The following is a 19223-nucleotide window of genomic DNA, read 5'->3' as shown; positions in this document are numbered from 1 at the left end:
GTCGACGCCCGACCGAAACGCGAACGCGGTCCGTGCGCCGCTACAGTTGTTCGGCGCTGACGGCCCGGAGCGAGGTGTCGTTCTCGACCTCCCAGATCCGCAGTACGAGGTGGGCCTTGCAGTAGTATTCGGCGGTCTCGAGGCCGGTCCGTCCGTTCTCGAGGACGAGCTGGCACGAGGCCCCGTTCGAACACTCTGGTGAATGTTCACACATTGGTACTCGTTCGATCTACTCGTCTCGCAGTCAAGACCTTGTCGGTGGAAAGCGTTCGGGTCCCGAAGTCGACCTGCGCCCCTGCTAGCGGTTCGAACGGCTGTATTCGGGTGTATTACCCGCTACTGCAGCCCGCCCTAGACGCCCTGGCTCATCAGGTGGCTGCGCAACACGTCGGCCTCCTTGTTGCCGGAGCCGGTGTTGACGATGACGACCGTTTCATCGCCGTCGAACGCGCCGCGCTCGGCGAGTTCCCATGCGCCGCTGGCCGCGGCCGCCGCGCTCGGGATGAGTTCGAGGCCCGTCGATTTGGCGACCTGCACGGCCGACTCGAGGATGTCCGGATCGTCGGTCGCGACCGCGCCGCCGCCGGTCTCGCGGATCGCGTCGAGGACCCGCGGGCTCGCAGCGGGGTCCGGAATCTCGAGTTCCCCACAGATCGTGTCGGGGTGTTCGACCGGCTCGTGGTCTTCCCGGTCGTCCTCGACGGCCTCGACGATGGGCGCACAGCCCGACGCCTGCGCCGCGTAGAGGGCCGGCAGCTCGTCGATCAGGTCGAGTTCCCGCAGTTCCCGTGCGCCCTTGGCGAGCCCGACGAGCCCGGTCCCGGCCCCCGTCGGGTACGCGATCACGTCGGGACCCTCCCACTCGAGTTGCTCGGCGATTTCGTAGGCCATCGTCTTCGCGCCCTCGTGGCGGTAGGGCGTGGCGAACGCCGCCAGCGAGTACCAGTCATCGTGTTCGTCGAGCCCTTCCTCGAACGCGCCAGCGGCGTCGCCGTAGCGGCCCCCGACGACGTTCATGTCGCCGCCGTGGACGTTGACCATGGCCTTGTTCGTGAAGCCGGAGCGAGAGGGGAGGTACGCGTGAGAGTCGAGTCCCGCGCGGGCCGCGTAGGCCGCGACGGCCTGCCCGCTGTTGCCCGGCGAGGGAAGCGCGACGTCGGTCGCGCCGTCGCGGGCGGCCGCGGTGACGGCCACCGATGCGCCGCGATCGGTGCTCGAGCCCGTGGGATTCCGTCCCTCGTCTTTGATGTAGACGCGTTCGACGCCGAGTTCGTCGGCCAGTTCCGGGCAGTCGACCAGCGGGGTCGCGCCCTCGTTCGTCGTCACCGCCGACTCGCGATCGAAGGGGAGCAGTTCGGCGTAGCGCCACTGCGAGTCGAACGGCCGGGCGGCGAGGGTCTCGCGATCGAGGTCGATCGCGTCGTAGTCGTAGGTCGGATCGAGCGACCCGCCGCAGTCCGGACACCGGGGGGACTCGGCGGCGTCGACGACCGCCCCGCAGTCGACACACTCGAGGCCGGCGAAGGCGTCTGTCGTTGCCATACGCGACCCTTCGCGGCGTCGAACTAAGGGCTGTCCATCGGCGGCTCGCACCCGACGGTTCGCGCCGCTCTGGTCGGGACTCGAGGCTGGCCGATCGGAGGATTCGGGCGGCGAAGAGTCAGAACTAGGCGAAAATTCGAGAAACCGGCAGAATCGGACAGAAGACCGAAGGGTTCAGTTGTCGCCGGTTTTCGACTGCCACTCGTAGTCGCGGCGTTTGGCGGACTTGCCGAAGCCACACGACGAGCACTCTTTCTTTTTCGTGTGATAGGATTTCTCTCCGCAGCGACGACACTTCGTGTGGGTCGTCTTGTTCTTCTTTCCTTGGCTCGGGGTTCCTGCACCAGTCATGGAGTGATCGAAACGACGTTATCGCCGCGTATAATGGTTGTGTCTTCGACCGGCGGCTCCTCTTCGACGCCGCCCTCGACGGGAATCGTCACGTCCTCGAGTACCAGATTCATGTGTTGATCGTAGCCGGCGAGATCGCCGACGTACTCGTCGCCACTCTTGAGTCGCACTGTAACGCGTTCGCCGAGCGACGCCTCGAGGACGTCCAGCGGTCGTCCACTCATACGCAACACCGCAGGTGATGGACACTTAATCGTACCGGTCCGCAATCCGCCGGAACCCGTTCAGCGATACCAGTTAGGACCGCCTTGAAGCGACGATCTATCGAGCGTGTCGCCTTAAACGGCTTCAGCTTGACCGTTCTCGGCCACAGTTTTGAGGATCAGCGGTGTGGTAACGACGTCAATGACGGCGATTCCCAGTGCGACGAGTTGCGCCGTTCCGTCCAGAACGAAGAGAGCGACCGCGGCGATGGTGATACCACTGAGTAACGCGTAGCCCCATCGGACGGCAGGGTTATGGAGTACCATGGTCTGGTTAATATTCCAACTAAACAAAAGCGTATCTATCCGCGACGGTTTCGCCCGCGGTATCAGAAGGGATGGGAGATGTCATCTCACTCCCCACTGAGGGATCGAACGGAACGAACGCGAGCGGACGAGACGGAGTCGGCAGACACGGTATCGTACTGACGCCGGCCAGCGGTCGAACGTTTCAGTCGGTGAGACGGAGCCGATTCTCGTAACCTGTCGCTACACACGTCAGTAACGGAGACCTAACCAAACGGCTAAGTGTGCACTCGTTGAGCGTCCGCCCATGGGAGACACGAACTTCACCCTCATCGAACTACGCTTCGACGGCGACGCACGGTTCGGCCTGGGATCGCTCAGCGATGCACTGCCGTTCGGCGGGACCGACTCGTCGACGGACCTCGAGACCGAGACCGAAATCGACACGGAGGACACCGATGACGAGTCCGGCGGCACGGGCAAAAGCGCCGTCGGCGCGCTGGTCGCGCTGGTCGTCCTCGTCGGGATCGCGGCCGCCGCCAAGCGATTCCGCGGTGACGACGAGGACCCCGAACTCGAGCCCGAGGACGAACCGGACGTCATCGTCAACTAATCCGGCCGTCGCACCGGACTGGACCGAGCCGAACGCTTTTGCGCATCCTTCCCGTACCGATAGTCGTGAATCTCTATCGCAGCGCCCGGGCGGTTGCCAGGGCGTCCGGTGACGACGCGATCGACTGGCGGTCGGCCGCCGACGCCGCCAAGGCGGCGACCGACCCCGGCTCGCTCGATCTCGAGCCCGGGGAGCGCGAGGCCTATGCCAGCGACGTTCGGGACGCGAGGGCTGCCGTGCGGACCGTTTCGGGGGCCGAGTTCGATGTCCCCGAGACCGTCGAGATCCAGAACCGCCACCACTGGATCGACGCCAACGTCGCCACCTTCGAACGGGTCATGGGCACGCTCGAGACCCACACCGGCGCGTTCCCCGGCGTCGCCCGGACGATCAACACGGGGACGATGACCGTCCTGCTCTCGTTCCTCGGGCGGAACGTCCTCGGACAGTACGACCCGCTCTTGCTGGCCGATGCGCCCGCGAACGACCACGCGTTGTACTTCGTCCGGCCGAACATCCTCAACGCCGCGGCGAAACTCGACGTCGACGCCGATCGGTTCCGCCGCTGGATCGCCTTCCACGAGGTGACCCACGCCGCCGAGTTCGGGGCCGCACCGTGGCTTTCGGACCACCTCGAGTCCCGCATGGAAGAGGGGATCGCGACGCTCTCGGAGGGGTCGTTCGACCGGGCGGCGTTCCGCGATCTCGACGCCGCGATGACCGTCGTCGAGGGCTACGCCGAACTCCTGATGGATCACGCCTTCGACGAGGAGTACGAGGACCTGCGCCGAAAACTCGACGAGCGCCGGCAGGGCCGGGGCCCGCTCCAGAAGCTCTTCCGTCGACTGCTCGGCCTCGGGCTCAAAGAGCGCCAGTACGAGCGCGGGAAGAACTTCTTCGAACACGTCGTCGCCGTCCGCGACCTCGAGACGGCGAGTCTCGTCTGGGACCAACCCGAGAACCTCCCCAGCCACGACGAACTCGACGCGCCGGGGACGTGGATCCAGCGCGTCGATCGCTAAGTCGGTCCGTTCTCGAGGCGTTTCGGTGCAATTCGATCTGTCGGCAGAATAGATCTATCGACAGCGAAAGCGAGCGTCCTGCTATCGTGGCGGCAAGGAATCGCCACGCCCTCCCCAACCGATTTCTCCTCACGGGCACGAAGTGCCCGTTCGGACGGTTCGCGGGACCGTTGGTCCCGCGCTAACGCTCACTCACTGTCGTTCGTTCGCTCATCCCTCGCGCAGGTGTGTCCCACGACTCGCTATTCGCTCGTCGTGGGCCAGCGCGCGCACCGCAGCGGGCGCACAGTAAATTCAGTCGGTGGTGATCCAGATTAGGTACCACAATAGCGCCCCACCGGCGACGCTCCCGCCGACGATCGCCGCGCCGATCACCGCCAGCGGGGCGTTGTTCTGGATCGCGATCAGGCCGCCCGACAGCCCGACCAGTAACACGAAGACGGCTTTGAGCTGTCCGGAACCAGTGGGTCGCTCGCTCGAGCGCGAGGAGCCCCGGCCCGGCCCGCGACCGCGGCTCATAGCTCGCGGGGGGCGCTGACGTGCATCGTCGCGAATCGCCAGTCACTCGCGCTCGAGCCGTCGTCCGATTGCCGAACCAGCGTGGCGCTCCAGCGGCTGTCGAACCGATACTGCTCGCCGGTCTCGGTGTCCGTCCACGCCATGTCGACCTCGTCGGCGACCGTCGCGAACGCATCTCGTTCCTCGACGACGAGATTGCGGCTCTCGATCGTCCAGTCGTCGGTCGTTTCGGTCTGTTCCTCGAGAGCAGCGGAGACCTCTTGTCCCCCGAACAGGGACTCGCTGATACCGAACTTGACGGTCGATTCGTCTGCGAGGAAGTACGGTGCGAGGGGATCACCGTTCCGGAGCGCATCGTAGTAGTTGCGGACGACGGTCTCGGCGTGGTCGCTCATATGGAGTCTATCGGAGTCCGGTTGCAAAGGCCCACCGGACAGTCGCAGGTGTATTCGATTGCTCGATTGGGCTGTCCGTCTGTTCGTCGATTGAGGAGCACTCTACGCAAGTATTCGCGAACGAAGTGAGCGATTTGTTACGAGAGAGCGCTGCTCTCTCGGCATCAAGCGAAGCCTTCCGGCTTCGCGGACCTCGCGAATCTCCGATTCGCTCAGTCACGAAAGAGCGCTCAGCGCTCTTTCGAACGACACCGCCGGAGCGGGACAACGCCCCGCGGAGGCGGACTTTTTCATCGAAGTCCACGGGAGCTCCGCTCTCGCGGCCCCATCAGAAATCTTCGATTTCTGAGGACGGTTTTGCGCCGAGAGGTGAGCGAGCGAACCCGAGGCGTAAAAAGTTCGGTTCACATGAAGCCGCGGTCGACCTCGTCGGTCTCGATCAGATCCTTGAGTTCAGCGTTCAACAACTCGTCGGCCTCGTCGAAGCGCTCGGCGAGCCCCTCGAGTTCGTCGGGCCGGTCGTACTGGTCGTACTCCATCGGCCCGAACGCCGGGCTCTCCATGGCCTCCATCACGTCGTCGAACAGGTCTTGGGGCCGGGTCGGCGCGTCCGCGTGCGTCTCGAGAACCGTCTCGAGGCGCTTGCCGACCGTCTCGGCCTGCGCCTCGTCTTCGGGCGGGGACTGGACCGCGAAGCGCCCGCCAGAGTCCCGTTCGGGCATGAACGAGCCGATTTCGTCGTCGAGGCTGCGGGCGACTCGCGTGCCGACGCCGCGCACCTCGAAGGGATTCTTCGCGTACGTTTTCAGGAAGAAGACGCCGGCCCGGGGATGCGCGAGGTACATGTCTTCGCCGACGCCGCCGGCGCGGTCACCGGCGACGGCGCGCCAGTCCTCCGGATCGACGTTTCGCTCCGTGACATCTTCGAGTATGTCCTGCCACTCGCAAAGCCGCATGGGCGGCGATTGGACCGCGCGCAGAATGAACGTGTCGGTTGCACCGAAAAACGCCATAATTGGACCTTCACGGTCCGAAACACCCGATTAGAACCAAAAGGAATACCATGACTCCCCGGTCAGGGAACGTAACCAGCGCTTTCCCTATGTCCGTCCGCCAACCACTCTCGTTCGTCGAACTGTTTCGCGCCACGCCGGCCAAGAGCTCGCTGTTGACGCTCGCACCGCTCGCGCTGGCGCTCGGCCAGGTATGCAATAGTTACGTCAACGGCGTCTCGCCGGCCGTCTCGATCGCCTTCGCTTGCGTCATGGTCGGGTTCGCCGTCGTCGCGATGGGCCACCACGCCGCCGAACACCGCGTCCGCCGGCTCGAGACCGAGTACGGGACTGAACAGGCCTAAGCGCCCGGTCCGGGTTCGGTCGCGACCGTCCGCGCCTCGCGGGCCTCGTAGGCGTTGTACCCCGCGAGCCCGGCGATCAGGACCCCGGTCGCGAGGGTGCTCCAGAAGAGGCCGCCGGTCATCTCGAGCAGCGCGGCCGAGACGATCAGCCAGATTCCGAGGACGGCGATCAGCGACGCGATGCCGGTACTGAGCGGGACGTCGTTTGCCACCCGATAGTAGTTGTAGCCGGCGGCGGCGAGGACGACGAGCCCGACCAAGACGTTGTTCCACAGCGGTGCCGCGGCGGTCTCGAAGACCAGCACCGAGAGCGCGACCCACGCGCCGAGGACGGCGACGAGCAGGCTGATGACCGAGGTCTTGCGCCGCCGCTCCTCGTTTGCGACCTGTGTCGACTCGTCGCGCGGGTCGCGGCCGCCGGAGCGCTCCCCGTCTCCGATGCCGGTTCCGGAGTCGATGTCGGCGGCCGCCTCTTCCGGCCGATTGACCGGTCCGTCGTCGGCTCTGCCCCCCGAACCGGTCCGGGGTCCCGACTCGTCGCTCGTCCGACGATCGTCGCCGTTCGGGTCACTCATGGCACCGAGCGTAGGGTTCGGGATCCCAAAAGCGACGTGCCTGTTCCAGCCGCGGTGGCGACTCGAGCGAAACCGAGAGCCGTGGTAATCACGAATTACCGGGCTCAATCGTCGGCGCGGACTGCGCGCGACTGGGCGGACGAGTCCGACTCGCGCGAGCGCAACGCAGTGCAGCACTGCGACCGATAGCGTTTTTGATCGCTCGCTCGTGACGATAGCTGTGCACGTACGCGGAACCGTCGCGGACGAGGTCGAAGTGCGGTCGGTGTCGACGAGCTACGGCGAGAGCGACCTCGCGGAGGTCCCGCTCCGGATCGCGACCGAGGGCGACGAGCCCGCCGGCGACGCCGCGCCGACGCGCAGCGACGGCGGAACGGCGGCCGTCGCAGATAGCCGCGAGACGACGACGGTGACGCTCTGGAACAAGTGGACCGAGTCGGCCGAGTTGCTCGAGCCGGGGATGGAGCTGCTCGTGACGAACGCGAAAGAAGAGGAGTATCAGGGCGAGATGCAGTACGCGACGACGGGCGACTCCTACGTCGTCGTCGAGCCGTCCTTCCTCGTCAGCGTTACCTCGATCCGCAACTGGGTCGAGTGTCCCCGCCTCTACTACCTGAACAAGCTCTCCGGGGTGCCGCTGAACTACCCCGTAGTGAAAGGGACCCTCGTCCACGAGGTGTTCGGCGACCTGCTCCGGGGTCGCGACCTCGAGGAGTCAATTGATGCCCGCGTGGAGGAACGGGGCCTCCAACTCGGCCTGCTCGGCGAGACCCCCGACGCCGTCAAGGAGGAGATCCGAGAGAACGCCAAAGCGATCGAGGGCTGGCTCGAGCAGGGTCGCCTGACGGAGGAGGACAGTTGGCGCTCCGAGCAGTTGCTCATCAGCGAGACCTTCGGGATTCGGGGCCGGGCCGACGCCGTCCGCCGCGGTGCGCCGGTCGAACTCAAGACCGGGAAGAACCTCAAGAAGGAGCCGCGGTTCAAGGACAAGGTCCAGGCCGCCTGCTACGCGCTCTTGCTCGAGGAACACGGCGGCGACGTCGATATCGGCACGCTGCTCTACACGAAGAACTCGGCGCTGGACCGCAACGAGGAGACCGGCGACCTGACCCCCGCGAAGGAGTTCTCGATGGGCGACGGGCTCCTGAAGTACGTCGTCCGACTGCGCAATGAGATCGCGGCGATGGAAACCTCCGGCGACATCCCGACGGGGTACGAGGCCGACGCGAAGTGCGAGTACTGCTTCGAACAGGACACCTGCATGGTCGTCTCCGGCCGGCTCGATCAGGAGTCCAAGGCCGGTCAGATCGGGCAGTCCCTGCCCGAGGAGGAACGCGAGTACTTCGATCGCTTCTACCGGGCGATCGAAGAGGAGCGCCGGGAGGTCCACCGCGAGTACGCCAAGCTCTGGGAGCAAACGGCCGAGGAGCGGGCCGACGACGACCGCGCGCTGATCGACCTCGAGTTCGTCGAGAAGCGGCCGCTCGAGGGCGGCCGGTGGGAACTCAGCGCGCGCAACACGGGCGGTGCGAACTCGAAGCTCCGGGAGGGCGATCTGGTGCTCGCGAGCGACGGTGACCCCGTCCGGGGTAATTCGGAACTGGCGCGGATCGAGCGGTTAGACGACGAGATCGTGATCACGGCGGACGAACCGGTCGAAGTCACCCGGCTCGACGTCTACCCCTCCGAACTGACGACCGACCGGCTGCTCGTCGCGATGCACGACGCGCTCCTGAAAGGCGACGAACGCCGGAAAGACATCCTGTTCGGGCGGGCCGAACCCGAATTCGGGGAGATCGAGGAGACGTTCATCGACAACAACGAGCGCCAGAACGAGGCCGTGACGAAGGCCGTCGGTGCCGAGGACTGCGCGCTGATCCACGGCCCGCCGGGCACCGGGAAGACCTACACCATCGCCCGCGCCATCCGCGCGATGGTCGAACGCGGCGAGCGCGTTCTGCTCTCCGCCTTTACGAACCGTGCCGTGGACAACGCCTTGGAGGCCTTGCTCGAGCAACTCGACGATGTCATCGACGAGGATCGGGTCGTCCGGGTCGGCTCCGAGAGCGGGATCCGCGACGACATGGAGCCGTATCGCCTCGAGCGAGCCGGAGAGCCCGAGGACCGCGTCGCGAAACTACAGAACGCGCAGGTGGTGGCCGCGACGACATCGACGTGCGGCTCGCGGATCATGAAGGAACAGCGGTTCGACGCGGCGCTGGTCGACGAGGCCGCCCAGCTCACGGAGCCGGGGACCTGCGCGGCGATCAATCTGGCCGAGCGGTTCGTCCTCGTGGGCGACCACGAGCAGCTCCCGCCGGTCGTCCGGGCCGAGAACGATCTCACCGAATCGCTGTTCGAGCGGCTCGTCGACCTCCACCCCGAAGCCGGCGTGATGCTCGACCGGCAGTACCGGATGAACCAGCGCATTCAGGTCTTCGCCTCGACCGAGTTCTACGACGGCCGGCTTCGGCCCGCGACGCCCGACGTTGCGAGCCGGAATCTGGACGATCTCGAGGGCGTCTCCCGCGACGGGCTCCCCGAGACGCTGCGAGATCCGGTCTCGTTCGTCGACGTCGAGGGCGACCGCAGCCGGTACACGGATAGTGAGGAAGCCGCGCGAATTGCGACTCTGATCGAAACGTACGAAGCCGCCGGGCTCGAGCGGTCCGAAATCGGCGTCATCGCCCCCTTCCGGGCGCAGGTGTCGGAGATTTCGAAACACGTCCCCGACGACGTGGCCGTCGACACCGTCGACCGTTTCCAGGGCTCGAGCCAAGAAGTTATCATCGTCTCCTTCACCGCGACCGGCTCGCTCAAGGGGCCGATCTTCGAGGACTACCGGCGGATCAACGTCGCCCTGACCCGGCCCAAGCGCGCGCTGGTGCTCGTCGGCGACTCGTCGGCGCTCGCGTCGGACCCGGTCTACGAGCGGATGCTCGAGTGGGCGCGGCGGTGAGCGGCCAGCCGACCGGCGGTTCACTCGCCGATCTCGTCTCGATTCGTCCCGACCCTCGTCTCGACAGGGAGCACCGGCGCTGCACCAGCAGGGCCCACTTTTAGTGCGTTCTTGCGTGTGGCATGCTCCCGAGAACGCACAATGGACGAGAGTAGCACGGGCGAGTTCACGAAATCGATGCGGGTCGAACGAGGCGGATCGAACCGATGAGAGCGCTCACGTGGCACGGCGAACAGGACGTCCGCATCGACGACGTTCCCGAGCCCGAGATCGTCAACCCGACCGACGCGATCATCGAGGTCACGGCCACCGCAATCTGTGGCTCCGATCTCCACCTCTACAACGGCTACATGCCCGGCATGCGGGAGGGCGACGTGCTCGGCCACGAGCCGATGGGCGAGGTGATCGAGGTCGGCAGCGAGGTCGAGACCCTCGAGGTCGGCGATCGGGTCGTCGTCCCCTTCACGATCAGCTGTGGCTCGTGTTGGTTCTGCGAGAACGAACTGTACTCGCTCTGTGACAACTCGAATCCGAACGCCGAGGTCGCGAGCGAGGTGATGGGCCACTCGCCGGCCGGTCTGCTCGGATTCTCCCACATGCTGGGGGGCTACGCCGGCGGACAGGCGGAGTACCTGCGGGTGCCCTACGCCGACGTCGGGCCGATCAAGATCGAGTCCGACCTGCCGGACGAACAGGTGCTGTTCCTCTCCGATATCTTCCCGACGGGGTACATGGCCGCCGAAAACGCGGACATCGAGGAGAACGACACGGTCGCGGTCTGGGGCTGCGGACCCGTCGGGCAGTTCGCCATCCAGAGCGCGTGGATGCTCGGCGCGGACCGGGTGATCGCCATCGACCGCATCCCGGAGCGACTCGAGATGGCGATGGACCACGGGAACGCGGAGATCATCGACTTCGAGAACGACGACGTCTACGACCGGCTGATGGACATGACCGGCGGCCGCGGGCCGGACCGCTGTATCGACGCGGTCGGAACGGAGGCCCACGGCACGGGTGCCATGGGCGTCGCCGATCAGGTCAAACAGGAGGCGCGACTCGAGGACGACCGGCCCCACGTGCTCCGGCAGGCGATCAAGTGCTGCCGGAAGGGCGGCACGCTCTCGGTCCCCGGCGTCTACCTCGGGCGGTCGGACAACCTCCCGTTCGGGTCGGTGATGAACAAGGCCCTGACGATCAAGACGGGCCAGACCCACGTCCAGCGCTATCTGAACCCGCTGCTCGAGCGGATCGAAGACGGCGAGATCGATCCCTCCTTCGTCATCACCCATCAGGTGGGACTCGAGGACGGCCCGGCGATGTACGAGACGTTCAACAACAAGGACGACGACTGCATCAAAGTCGTGATGACGCCCTGAACTCGAGCAGGCAGGCGGCGGCCGTCGCTCGGCGAGTCGTCGCCGAGCGATCGACCGGCAGCGAGACGACGGGCTACGCCGACGAGTAGTCCACCCGCCCTTCCTCCTCGCTCATCCGAATCCAGTACACTCGGGTGTACGGCAGGTGGATGAAGCTCTCGTCCTCGAGTCTGATGCGGACGCCCTGTACCTTCCCCGAGTCGGTGATGTTCTCGGCTGCCACCTCCTCGGACGCCGTTCCGTCGGGGCCTTCGTACGCGATTTTCGCCATGTTCCTCGGTAAACACCCCTGTCAATAAGTTCCAAGCGCGCGAATTCGTGCAGTCCGATGAGCGGGTTTCGTCCGGGAGAAGGGGTTGCCGCCGTCGGCAGCGTGGAATCGCTCTGCTCGAGTGGGTTCACGCTCGCCAACCGGTGGGCCGGCTCGCAGTCCGAGCCGTCACCGTCGTCGCGCTCGCGTCGATCGCGACCGGGATCGCCGCGTTGCTCACCCGGCCGGACGAAGCCACGGCTCACTCCGCCGCGTCGGCCGCCTCCCAGAGCGGGTAGAGGTCGTCTTCGATGGGGTCGGTAATCGACTCGCCGTCGAGGACGAGTTCGGACTCGCCGCCATCGCGGTCGTCCACGGTACCGATCGCCGCGGCCTCGAGTCCGGCGTCCTCGAGCGCCGCGAGACAGTCGTCGACCGCGTCGGCGGGGACGGTCGCGAGCAGCGCGCCGGAGCCGAAGATCCGCAGCGGATCGACGCCCGCGGCCTCGCACAGCGCCGCGGTCTCCTCGCGGATCGGAACCGCGTCACGGTCTACCTCGAGCCGGACGTTCGACGCGCGGGCGACCTCGAGCAGGCCGGCCGCGACGCCGCCCTCGGTGGGGTCGTGCATCGCCGTCGCGTACTCCCGGACGATCCGCGCCTCCGGGACGACGCTGATCTCCTCGAGAAATCCCTCGGCGCGCTCGCGGATGTCGGGATCGACCGCGAGATCGTCGCCGAAGTCGGCCGCGAGGATGGCCGAGCCCTCGATTCCGGCGGCCTTCGTGAGAAGAACGGCATCGCCGGGTTTCGCGCCACCGGTCGGGACGAAGCGCTCGGTCATCCCCATCGCCGTCAGCGAGAGGATCGGTCGCTCGAGTTGGTCGACGTACTCCGAGTGGCCGCCGACGATCGACGCGCCGATCTCCCGGGCGGCCGCGTCGAGGTCGCTGGAGATCCGCTCGAGTACCGTGTCAGCAGTGTCGTCGTTGGTCGCGTCGGCCTCAGTGGGAAGTAAGACGACGGCCGTCAGCCAGCGCGGGTCGGCCCCCGAGACGGCCACGTCGTTCGACGCGACGGCGACGCCGAGCGTGCCGACCCCCTCTGCGGCGAGCGAGATCGGATCGGAACTGACCACGAGCGTGCCGTCGCCGTCGGGCCAGTCGATCGCGGCGGCGTCCTCGCCGTCCGCGGGGCCCTGTACTACCGTCTCGTCCGTCTCGGCCGCACCCGTCCGCTCGAAGACGTGTGCGAGCAGATCGTCCGGACTCACCTTGCCGGGCATACCACGAACTGAGTGGATGCACGGTTTGTAGCTGTCGGAGAACCGTCGCTCGAGGAGAGTTCACAGTAGCCCGTTAGTCGGGAAGGGGCGGCGCAAATGGACATATCGAAACGACACTCGTCGTTCCCTCGCTCATATAAAAGCCCCCAGCACTGAGAGAACGGCTTAGCCCAGTCTGTCCCGAATGCAGTGACGCATGCAGACGACACACTCCGATGCCGGAATCGAGGTAACGTACGAGCGCCACGGTGACGGCCCGCCGCTGATTCTCCTTCACGGAGGCATGGCTCCCAAAGAATACTGGCAGCCCGTTATTCCACACCTGGACGGATACACCGCGATCGTCCCGCAACGCCCGGGATTCGGAACGTGTCTCGATGATCGAGCCGAGACCAGCGCCGATGAGGTGCTGGATCGGGAAGTCGAATACGTGCGAACGCTCGTCGACGCGTTCGACGAGGAGCCCATCCTCTTCGGTCACTCCTACGGCGCACTCACCGCGATCGAAACGGCGACGAACGCACCAGTGGCGGCAGTCGTCGCGTACGAACCGGCGATCCTCCCCGACGACTACCGCGCGGACGCCGACCTCGCGGACCGAATGCAGACGCTCATCGACGCGGGGAACCGACGTGAGGCGGTAAAGCGGTACATCGAACTGGTCCTCCACCCCGACGGGATCGACGACCTCGACGGGTGGCTCGCGGAGTGGCCGGTCTGGCCGGCGTGTACGGACCTCGCCGAAGAGGTCGTCCGGATGAACCGCGCCGTCGAGCGATACCGCCTCCCGAGCAGTCTGGACGTTGCCGCCCCCGTACTCGTCTTGACCGGCACCGACGGCCCCGGGTTTCTCCGGGAGAGCGCCCGCGCAACCCACGACGTGCTCCCGCACAGCCGCCTCGTCGAATTCGACGGTGTGAGTCACAGCGGTCCCGCCGAAGCACCGGCAGTAATCTCGGCAGAAATCGACTCGTTCGTGCGAACACGATAACGCTCCCGCAGCCAACGTATCTCAGCGGACACTCCGAACACCGGTTCGGAACGCGTCAGGCGTCGGGTGCGACCGCGTCCATCGTCTGGCGGACCTGTTCCTCGCTCGCGCCGCGCGGGAAGCTGACCGCGATGGCGTCGAGGCCGTCGACCGCCTCGTAGGCCTCGAGTTGCTCGCGGGCGGTCTCGGGATCGCCGACCGCACAGAGGTCGTCAAGGATGGCCTCGTCGACCAGTTCGAGTGCGCGCTCGCGGTCGCCGGCCTGCCACGCGTCGTGGATCTCCGCGGCCTCGTCGTAGCCCTGGCGCTCGAGGGCGTCGCGGTAGAACGTGCCCATGCCGCCGATGTAGAACCCGATGTGCTGGCGGGTGAGCGCGCGGGCCTCCGCCGGATCGTCCAGCACGCAGCAGGTGACGCCGGCGGTGACCTGTACGTCGTCGGGGTCGCGGTCGCCGAGGTCGGCACCGCGCTCGATGTCTTCGATGCGCTCTGCCATCCCCTCGGGGGTGAGCATGATGCCGTGCCAGCCGTCGGCGAAGCGGCCCGCGAGTTCGACCGCCTTGGGCCCCATGCCGGTGACCTCGATCGGCGGCGGGGTCTCCGGCGGGTCACAGCGCAGGCGGAATCCGGACAGATCGAACTCCTCACCGTCGTAGTCGACGGTCTCGCCCGACAGTACCTGCCGGACGATGTCGACCGTCTCGCGGGTGCGCCGGAGCGGGTTGCCGTACTCGACGCCGTGCCAGTTCTCGATCACGACGGGCCCGCTCGGACCGAGTCCCAGCCGGAACCGGCCCTCCGACAGCTCCTGTAGCGTCGCCGCCGTCTGGCCCAGCACGGCCGGCGTCCGCGAGTAGGTGTTCAGGATGCTCGAGCCGATATCGATCGACTCGGTGCGTTCGGCCATCGCAGAGAGCACCGTGACGCCGTCCCGTCCCCACGTCTCGGGGAGCCACGCGCAGTCGTAGCCGCCGTCCTCGGCCGTCTGAGCGTAGTCGACGATCGAGTCGATCGTCGGCTGTGCGGCCACCGGCAGGTGGACATCTCTATCAGTCATCGTCAGACACAGACGGAGTCCGGCCTTTTGTCTGTATGGGAACTGGTGGCGTGAGGACGAGCGTTTCTATCGGGCTCGAGCGACGAGCCGATTCGATGCCACCGAGCGCGAACGGTGCGGTGAAACCGGCACGACCGGTCCTGTGGGGACCGATTCGGTCTATTTCGACCCGATATTTCGGAGCCGCTCCGATCGCGGCAGGCCGTTTCCGTCGCCCGCGATAGCTCTCAGTTTGCGACTGGCGAGATAGACGATCAGGGCCCCGAGGACGGTTGCGGGCGTCGAACCGAGATGCCAGAGGATCGTATTCGAGATCTCGTATCCGAACGGACTGACCGTCTCGCTCGCCGTCTCCAGAACGAACAACACTGGCGGGTGTGCGACGTAGATACCGACGGCGTACCGCCGTCCCCACGAGGGTAACGCGGTGGACCGCCCGAGCCCCGGTCGCGAGAGGAGAAAACAGAACAGCGAGACGGTACCCAATGCGGTCGCGATCGTATAACTGGGGGCGTAGACGCCCTGACCGATCGTCTCCCCCGTGAGGACGTACCCCAGTACGTACCGTTCCCCGAGATGGAGCGCGCCGAAGAGGACGGTCGCTCCCAGATAGAGCGTGCTTCGCTCGGGACTCGGTTGCCAGTCGCGCGAGTAGATGGTGTAGCCAAGACTCACGTAAAAGAACCCGAAGAACAGCGCGTCTCTGATCTCGAACGGAATATCCACGAAGGCACTGTCTAGTTGAGCCAGTTTGAGAAACGAGCAGGTCGTTGAGTGAATTGGTTAGGATGCTCGCAGACCTGCTCAGCGAGAGCTATGAGACGAATTTAGAAGAATCTTGGGAGAATGAGCGGACGGCGACGCCCGTCAGGGCGTTCGCCGTCCGCCTCCACCAAACCGGATGTTCGCTTCGGGAGACAACAGCGATTCTCGCTGAATTAGGCGTTGAACGTTCTCACGGAGCGGTCTGGAACTGGGTTCATCGGCTGGCTGACAGCGGACGCGACCCGCCGACGGCGTCGCCGTCGCGGGTCGCTGTCGATGAAACCGCTGTCAAGATCAACGGTGAGTGGTCTTGGCTATATGCTGCAATAGATATCGAGACAAAGTTGATTCTTGACGTTGCACTGTTTAGTCGACATGGCACTGATCCGGCGGCTGCGTTTCTGCAGAAACTCCGCGAGAAACACGATCTCTCCAAGGCTGAGTTTCTCGTCGATCAATTTGGCTATCGGACTGCCCTCTCTCGAGTCGGACTGAGCGGTCGGGTCAACTATACCGACCGAAACCTCATTGAAAAGTGGTTTCACACTCTCAAAATGCGAGTTGACCGCTTCCATAATTCATGGGTGGGCAGTCGGGCGAGCGTCCGAGAGTGGCTTGAACAGTTCGTGCATTACTACAACCACCAGAGACCGCATCAAGCTCTCGATGGAAACGTACCAGTCGAGGAGGTACAGAACTAGACAGTGCCTCCACGAACATCGTATAACCGGACCCCAAGAGTCCGACGAGGTGGAAGCCGAGGGAAATCGGCAGGACGTAACCCCCGAGACCGCTCTCGAGACAGAGAGCGATCAGCAGATACGAGAAGACGAGCGCCGGGAGAAACCACAGGATCTCGGAGACGGATGTCCCGTAGTAAAGCAACTCGAGCGGCGAACCGAATTCGACCAGTTTGGGAATCGCGCTGCGCACGATATCACGCCCGCCGGAATCCGCCGGCAAAACAGTTGCCGTGAGGAAAACCGGGGCCGCGAGGACGATCCCGTAGACGTAAAGCGAGACGAGACCGGTGACTCGATCGACGAGCGCGGCCGTCAGGTCGCGGCGGGCAGCTCCGAGCGCAAAGAAGTACCCCGCTGCCACGAAGAAGAACGGGACCGCGAATCGCGCCGTCGTTTCCAGCGCGAAATTGAACGCATTGCCGTCGGTTCCGACGCCCTCGAACGGATTCGTGTGGATGACGACGACGAAGCCGATCGCGACGATTCGCATCGCATCGACGCTGTGGATTCGGTCGCTCATTACTCGAGTCGGGACCGATCCGCGTGCTGTTTTTCGGCGCACTCGAGTCGCTCGCTGGCCCGCGAAACCGGCCGGCGAGAACGCCGCCACTGATTCTCGCGCGCGTCGAACCGGAGGACAACCGCCTCGAGGTTGGTAGCGAGCTGCCGGAGCAGTCGGGTCCCGGCCGAGGCAGGGAATCCGATATCGGCATCGGTACGTCGTTCGAGCATACGTCTCGCCGACTCGCGGATTGCCCGAATATGGGAGACACCGTTCGTACCGTACTAAGAGATTTGACCGAATTAACGCCGATTAGACCGCTCTTATACACTGACTATCGCAGGATCCGATCGAACCGAGCGCCGACGAACGCCGCCACCGCTCCGAGTGGTGTCGGATGAGACCGAGAACGAGGCCCGAACGGGGCGCCGTCGGCGACTGATCGATCGTTGCCGGGTCTCAGTTCGGGGACGACTCGCGTCTCGAGTCGCTCGAGCGGAGACGCGAGTCTACACGTCGTGCTCTTCGTCGATCTGCGGGACGCCCTGTGCGGTAATGGTCTCGCCGACGATATACGACGAGGCGGGACTCGCGAGGAACTGCGTGAGGTCGGCGATCTCCTCGACGGTGCCGATGCGGCGCGCGACCGCCTCGCGGTCGATGTTGTCGGCGGAGACGCCCATCTGGCTCTCGACGCCCGGCGTCGCGACGAAGCCCGGCGCGATGCAGTTGACGCGGACGTCGTCGTCGGCCCACTCGTAGGAGAGCGTCGTCGTCAGGTTGATCACCGCCGCCTTGGCCGCGCCGTAGGGGCTCATCAGCGGCGAACCGCGCTGACCGGCCACGCTGGCGAGGTTGATCACCGCACCGCCGCCGTCCTTGAGGTGCTCCGCGGCGGCGTGGGTGCAGTGGTAGGTGCCGTTGACGTTGATGTCCATGATCGTCTCCCAGCCGTTCGGCGAGATGTCGTCGAAGTCGGCCATGAAGGAGGCCCCGGCGTTGTTGACCAGCACGTCGAGCCCGCCGAACTCCTCGACGGTGGCCTCGACGAGCGCCTCGACGGCCTCGCGGTCGGTCACGTCGCACTCGACCGCCAGCGCGCGGCCGGGCCCGTCGCTTTCGTTGATTCCCTCGACGACCGGATCGACGTTGTCCTGCTCGCGCGAGCAGACGACCACGTCGACGCCGTCCGCGGCGAAGCGCTCCGCGATCGACTTCCCGATCCCGCTCGAGGAGCCGGTAATGATGGCGACGTCGCCGTCGACGCTGAACTGGGCGGTACTCATGGCCGCTCACCTGCGACTGCGATCTGCGTTCGATTTCTTACCATTGTTAGTTCCACTCGTCCATTCGTAGCAACTGTTAATAAAGATGGGTATGGATACCGTACCGTTAAGTGAATGGCAATCGCTGGCACAGATAGTTACGCGACGGCGACGGCAGTTCGGTCGCCGCCGCGAGGAATCCGAGATCCCATGACTGGACACACGCTCGAATATAGCTCGACGCGGCGACTCGAGAGCGACGGTGGTGCGATAGACGCGGCCGACCAAGCGGCGACCGCGAGGCTCGACCGATGAGCGGCGACGCGGGCGAGGGTACGACCGACTCGACTGACCCCGAGTGGGAGGCGGTCTTCTGGGACATCGGCGGCGTGATCCTCGCGCTCGATTCGGTACAGGGCGCACACGCCGAGTTCGTCGCGGATCTATGCGAGCGCCACGGCGTCGACGCGACGGTCGAGGAGGCCGTCGACACGTGGCGGACGGCGGTCGGGAAGTACTTCCGCGAGCGCGACGGGACCGAGTTCCGCTCCGCGCGGGACGGCTACCACCGCGGCGTCGAGACGGTCGTCGGCGAGGAGATCCCGCGCGAAGAGTGGCAACCCCGATTCGACGAGATCGTTCGCTCGTCGATCGATCCGGTGCCGGGTGCCGTCGAGACGATCGAACGCCTCGCCGACCGGGACCTCCACGTCGGCGTCATCAGCGACGTCGACGACGCGGAGGGTCGGGAGATACTCGAGCGGTTCGGCGTCCGCGAGTGTTTCGATTCGATCACCACCTCGGAGGCGGTCGGACGGACCAAGCCCGATCCCGCGATGTTCGAGGCGGCGCTCGAGACGGCCGGCGTCGATCCCGAGCGGTCGCTGATGATCGGGGATCGATACGAGCACGACGTGAAGGGAGCCGCCGAGGCGGGACTGCACGGCGTCGCGTTCGGAGCCGACGACGGCTCGGCGGTCTCCTTCCGGATCGACTCGCCGGAAGAGGTTCTCGAGATCGTCGACGGCGATGTGCCGCGCTCGCCGGACAGCGGGACGTAGCCCGACGACGGAGGAGACGATCGCGACGAGAGCGACATGAGCGACTCGTTCGATCAGGGCCGGGCGGGGACCTGTGCTAACCACAT

24 protein-coding genes and 1 pseudogene are annotated in these 19223 nt (G+C 65.7%); 9 read left to right on the top strand and 16 right to left on the bottom strand.

Annotation, left to right across the window (positions count from 1 at the left end; translation table 11 throughout):
• Positions 1 to 40: 40 nt before the first annotated feature.
• The 5 genes from FEJ81_RS23035 to FEJ81_RS04865 form a co-directional block, all read right to left on the bottom strand.
• Complete coding sequence (locus FEJ81_RS23035) at positions 41 to 214, bottom strand: hypothetical protein (RefSeq protein WP_175416355.1); 174 nt, start codon at positions 212 to 214, stop codon at positions 41 to 43.
• 137 nt (positions 215 to 351) lie between these two features.
• Positions 352 to 1542 carry a threonine synthase gene (locus tag FEJ81_RS04880; protein WP_138244221.1) on the bottom strand — a complete coding sequence of 397 codons (1191 nt, stop codon included), beginning with the start codon at positions 1540 to 1542 and terminating at the stop codon, positions 352 to 354.
• Positions 1543 to 1716: 174 nt separating this feature from the next.
• Entirely contained in the window at positions 1717 to 1893 is a 177-nt protein-coding gene (locus FEJ81_RS04875) for a 50S ribosomal protein L37e (protein WP_138244220.1), read from the bottom strand.
• Positions 1890 to 2117 (bottom strand): LSM domain-containing protein, encoded by a 228-nt coding sequence (locus FEJ81_RS04870; RefSeq protein ID WP_138244219.1) that lies wholly within the window; start codon positions 2115 to 2117, stop codon positions 1890 to 1892. Before FEJ81_RS04870 ends, FEJ81_RS04875 begins: the two co-directional genes overlap by 4 nt.
• A gap of 114 nt (positions 2118 to 2231) precedes the next feature.
• Positions 2232 to 2423 carry a hypothetical protein gene (locus tag FEJ81_RS04865; RefSeq protein ID WP_138244218.1) on the bottom strand — a complete coding sequence of 64 codons (192 nt, stop codon included), beginning with the start codon at positions 2421 to 2423 and terminating at the stop codon, positions 2232 to 2234.
• 286 nt (positions 2424 to 2709) lie between these two features.
• Here FEJ81_RS04865 and FEJ81_RS04860 point away from each other — a divergent pair, with 286 nt between their 5' ends.
• On the top strand, positions 2710 to 3015 hold the full coding sequence (locus tag FEJ81_RS04860; protein ID WP_138244217.1) for a hypothetical protein: 306 nt from the start codon (positions 2710 to 2712) through the stop codon (positions 3013 to 3015).
• A 65-nt stretch (positions 3016 to 3080) separates the two neighbouring features.
• On the top strand, positions 3081 to 4037 hold the full coding sequence (locus tag FEJ81_RS04855; RefSeq protein WP_138244216.1) for a zinc-dependent metalloprotease: 957 nt from the start codon (positions 3081 to 3083) through the stop codon (positions 4035 to 4037).
• Between the two features lie 294 nt (positions 4038 to 4331).
• Here FEJ81_RS04855 and FEJ81_RS04850 read toward each other — a convergent pair whose 3' ends face one another.
• The 3 genes from FEJ81_RS04850 to FEJ81_RS04840 form a co-directional block, all read right to left on the bottom strand.
• Positions 4332 to 4556, bottom strand: a complete 225-nt coding sequence (locus FEJ81_RS04850; protein WP_138244215.1) for a hypothetical protein — start codon at positions 4554 to 4556, stop codon at positions 4332 to 4334.
• Entirely contained in the window at positions 4553 to 4951 is a 399-nt protein-coding gene (locus tag FEJ81_RS04845; RefSeq protein WP_138244214.1) for a nuclear transport factor 2 family protein, read from the bottom strand. Before FEJ81_RS04845 ends, FEJ81_RS04850 begins: the two co-directional genes overlap by 4 nt.
• 404 nt (positions 4952 to 5355) lie before the next feature.
• Positions 5356 to 5907 carry a hypothetical protein gene (locus tag FEJ81_RS04840; protein WP_138244213.1) on the bottom strand — a complete coding sequence of 184 codons (552 nt, stop codon included), beginning with the start codon at positions 5905 to 5907 and terminating at the stop codon, positions 5356 to 5358.
• Between the two features lie 146 nt (positions 5908 to 6053).
• On the opposite strand from FEJ81_RS04840, the gene FEJ81_RS04835 reads away from it, so the two are divergent.
• The gene (locus FEJ81_RS04835; RefSeq protein ID WP_138244212.1) at positions 6054 to 6308 is read left to right on the top strand and encodes a hypothetical protein; all 255 of its coding nucleotides are present in this window, start codon (positions 6054 to 6056) and stop codon (positions 6306 to 6308) included.
• On the opposite strand, the gene FEJ81_RS04830 is transcribed toward FEJ81_RS04835, so the two are convergent.
• Positions 6305 to 6883 carry an SPW repeat protein gene (locus tag FEJ81_RS04830; protein ID WP_138244211.1) on the bottom strand — a complete coding sequence of 193 codons (579 nt, stop codon included), beginning with the start codon at positions 6881 to 6883 and terminating at the stop codon, positions 6305 to 6307. The genes FEJ81_RS04835 and FEJ81_RS04830 overlap by 4 nt on opposite strands.
• A 220-nt stretch (positions 6884 to 7103) precedes the next feature.
• On the opposite strand from FEJ81_RS04830, the gene FEJ81_RS04825 reads away from it, so the two are divergent.
• Together FEJ81_RS04825 and FEJ81_RS04820 are read left to right on the top strand one after the other, a co-directional pair.
• Positions 7104 to 9842, top strand: coding sequence for an AAA domain-containing protein (locus tag FEJ81_RS04825; RefSeq protein ID WP_138244210.1), 2739 nt, complete (start codon positions 7104 to 7106; stop codon positions 9840 to 9842).
• Positions 9843 to 10048: 206 nt separating this feature from the next.
• The gene (locus FEJ81_RS04820) at positions 10049 to 11218 is read left to right on the top strand and encodes a zinc-dependent alcohol dehydrogenase (RefSeq protein ID WP_138244209.1); all 1170 of its coding nucleotides are present in this window, start codon (positions 10049 to 10051) and stop codon (positions 11216 to 11218) included.
• A 73-nt stretch (positions 11219 to 11291) separates the two neighbouring features.
• Here FEJ81_RS04820 and FEJ81_RS04815 read toward each other — a convergent pair whose 3' ends face one another.
• Positions 11292 to 11489 carry a hypothetical protein gene (locus tag FEJ81_RS04815; RefSeq protein ID WP_138244208.1) on the bottom strand — a complete coding sequence of 66 codons (198 nt, stop codon included), beginning with the start codon at positions 11487 to 11489 and terminating at the stop codon, positions 11292 to 11294.
• A gap of 143 nt (positions 11490 to 11632) precedes the next feature.
• Between FEJ81_RS04815 and FEJ81_RS24120 the strand changes: the two genes are divergently transcribed.
• Positions 11633 to 11767 carry a hypothetical protein gene (locus tag FEJ81_RS24120; protein ID WP_267877922.1) on the top strand — a complete coding sequence of 45 codons (135 nt, stop codon included), beginning with the start codon at positions 11633 to 11635 and terminating at the stop codon, positions 11765 to 11767.
• Here the strand turns inward: FEJ81_RS24120 and FEJ81_RS04810 are convergent.
• Positions 11731 to 12753: an AIR synthase family protein gene (locus FEJ81_RS04810; RefSeq protein WP_138244207.1), complete on the bottom strand. Its 1023-nt coding sequence runs from the start codon at positions 12751 to 12753 to the stop codon at positions 11731 to 11733. The two genes, FEJ81_RS24120 and FEJ81_RS04810, sit on opposite strands and share 37 nt — an antisense overlap.
• Positions 12754 to 12949: 196 nt before the next feature.
• Here FEJ81_RS04810 and FEJ81_RS04805 point away from each other — a divergent pair, with 196 nt between their 5' ends.
• Positions 12950 to 13744, top strand: coding sequence for an alpha/beta fold hydrolase (locus tag FEJ81_RS04805; RefSeq protein ID WP_138244206.1), 795 nt, complete (start codon positions 12950 to 12952; stop codon positions 13742 to 13744).
• 55 nt (positions 13745 to 13799) lie between these two features.
• Here FEJ81_RS04805 and FEJ81_RS04800 read toward each other — a convergent pair whose 3' ends face one another.
• Together FEJ81_RS04800 and FEJ81_RS04795 are read right to left on the bottom strand one after the other, a co-directional pair.
• On the bottom strand, positions 13800 to 14801 hold the full coding sequence (locus tag FEJ81_RS04800; protein ID WP_138244205.1) for a TIGR04024 family LLM class F420-dependent oxidoreductase: 1002 nt from the start codon (positions 14799 to 14801) through the stop codon (positions 13800 to 13802).
• Positions 14802 to 14960: 159 nt separating this feature from the next.
• On the bottom strand, positions 14961 to 15527 hold the full coding sequence (locus FEJ81_RS04795; protein WP_138244204.1) for an acyltransferase: 567 nt from the start codon (positions 15525 to 15527) through the stop codon (positions 14961 to 14963).
• 62 nt (positions 15528 to 15589) lie between these two features.
• Here FEJ81_RS04795 and FEJ81_RS04790 point away from each other — a divergent pair, with 62 nt between their 5' ends.
• Positions 15590 to 16267, top strand: a complete 678-nt coding sequence (locus FEJ81_RS04790) for an IS6 family transposase (RefSeq protein WP_138244203.1) — start codon at positions 15590 to 15592, stop codon at positions 16265 to 16267.
• 109 nt (positions 16268 to 16376) lie between these two features.
• On the opposite strand, the pseudogene FEJ81_RS23700 reads toward FEJ81_RS04790, so the two are convergent.
• The 3 genes and pseudogenes from FEJ81_RS23700 to FEJ81_RS04775 form a co-directional block, all read right to left on the bottom strand.
• Positions 16377 to 16829 (bottom strand): annotated as a pseudogene (locus tag FEJ81_RS23700) (acyltransferase family protein); the annotation flags it as partial.
• On the bottom strand, positions 16829 to 17041 hold the full coding sequence (locus tag FEJ81_RS04780; protein WP_138244201.1) for a hypothetical protein: 213 nt from the start codon (positions 17039 to 17041) through the stop codon (positions 16829 to 16831). The gene FEJ81_RS04780 and the pseudogene FEJ81_RS23700, both read right to left, overlap by 1 nt.
• A 279-nt stretch (positions 17042 to 17320) precedes the next feature.
• Complete coding sequence (locus FEJ81_RS04775; RefSeq protein ID WP_138244200.1) at positions 17321 to 18097, bottom strand: SDR family NAD(P)-dependent oxidoreductase; 777 nt, start codon at positions 18095 to 18097, stop codon at positions 17321 to 17323.
• Positions 18098 to 18387: 290 nt separating this feature from the next.
• On the opposite strand from FEJ81_RS04775, the gene FEJ81_RS04770 reads away from it, so the two are divergent.
• A complete protein-coding gene (locus tag FEJ81_RS04770) occupies positions 18388 to 19137 on the top strand; it encodes an HAD family hydrolase (RefSeq protein ID WP_138244199.1) in 750 nt (249 codons plus the stop codon).
• Positions 19138 to 19223: the final 86 nt, after the last annotated feature.

The sequence above is a fragment of the Natrinema versiforme genome (genome assembly GCF_005576615.1).
Taxonomy (GTDB): Archaea; Halobacteriota; Halobacteria; order Halobacteriales; family Natrialbaceae; genus Natrinema; species Natrinema versiforme_A.
This window is presented reverse-complemented; position numbering and strand designations above follow the sequence as displayed.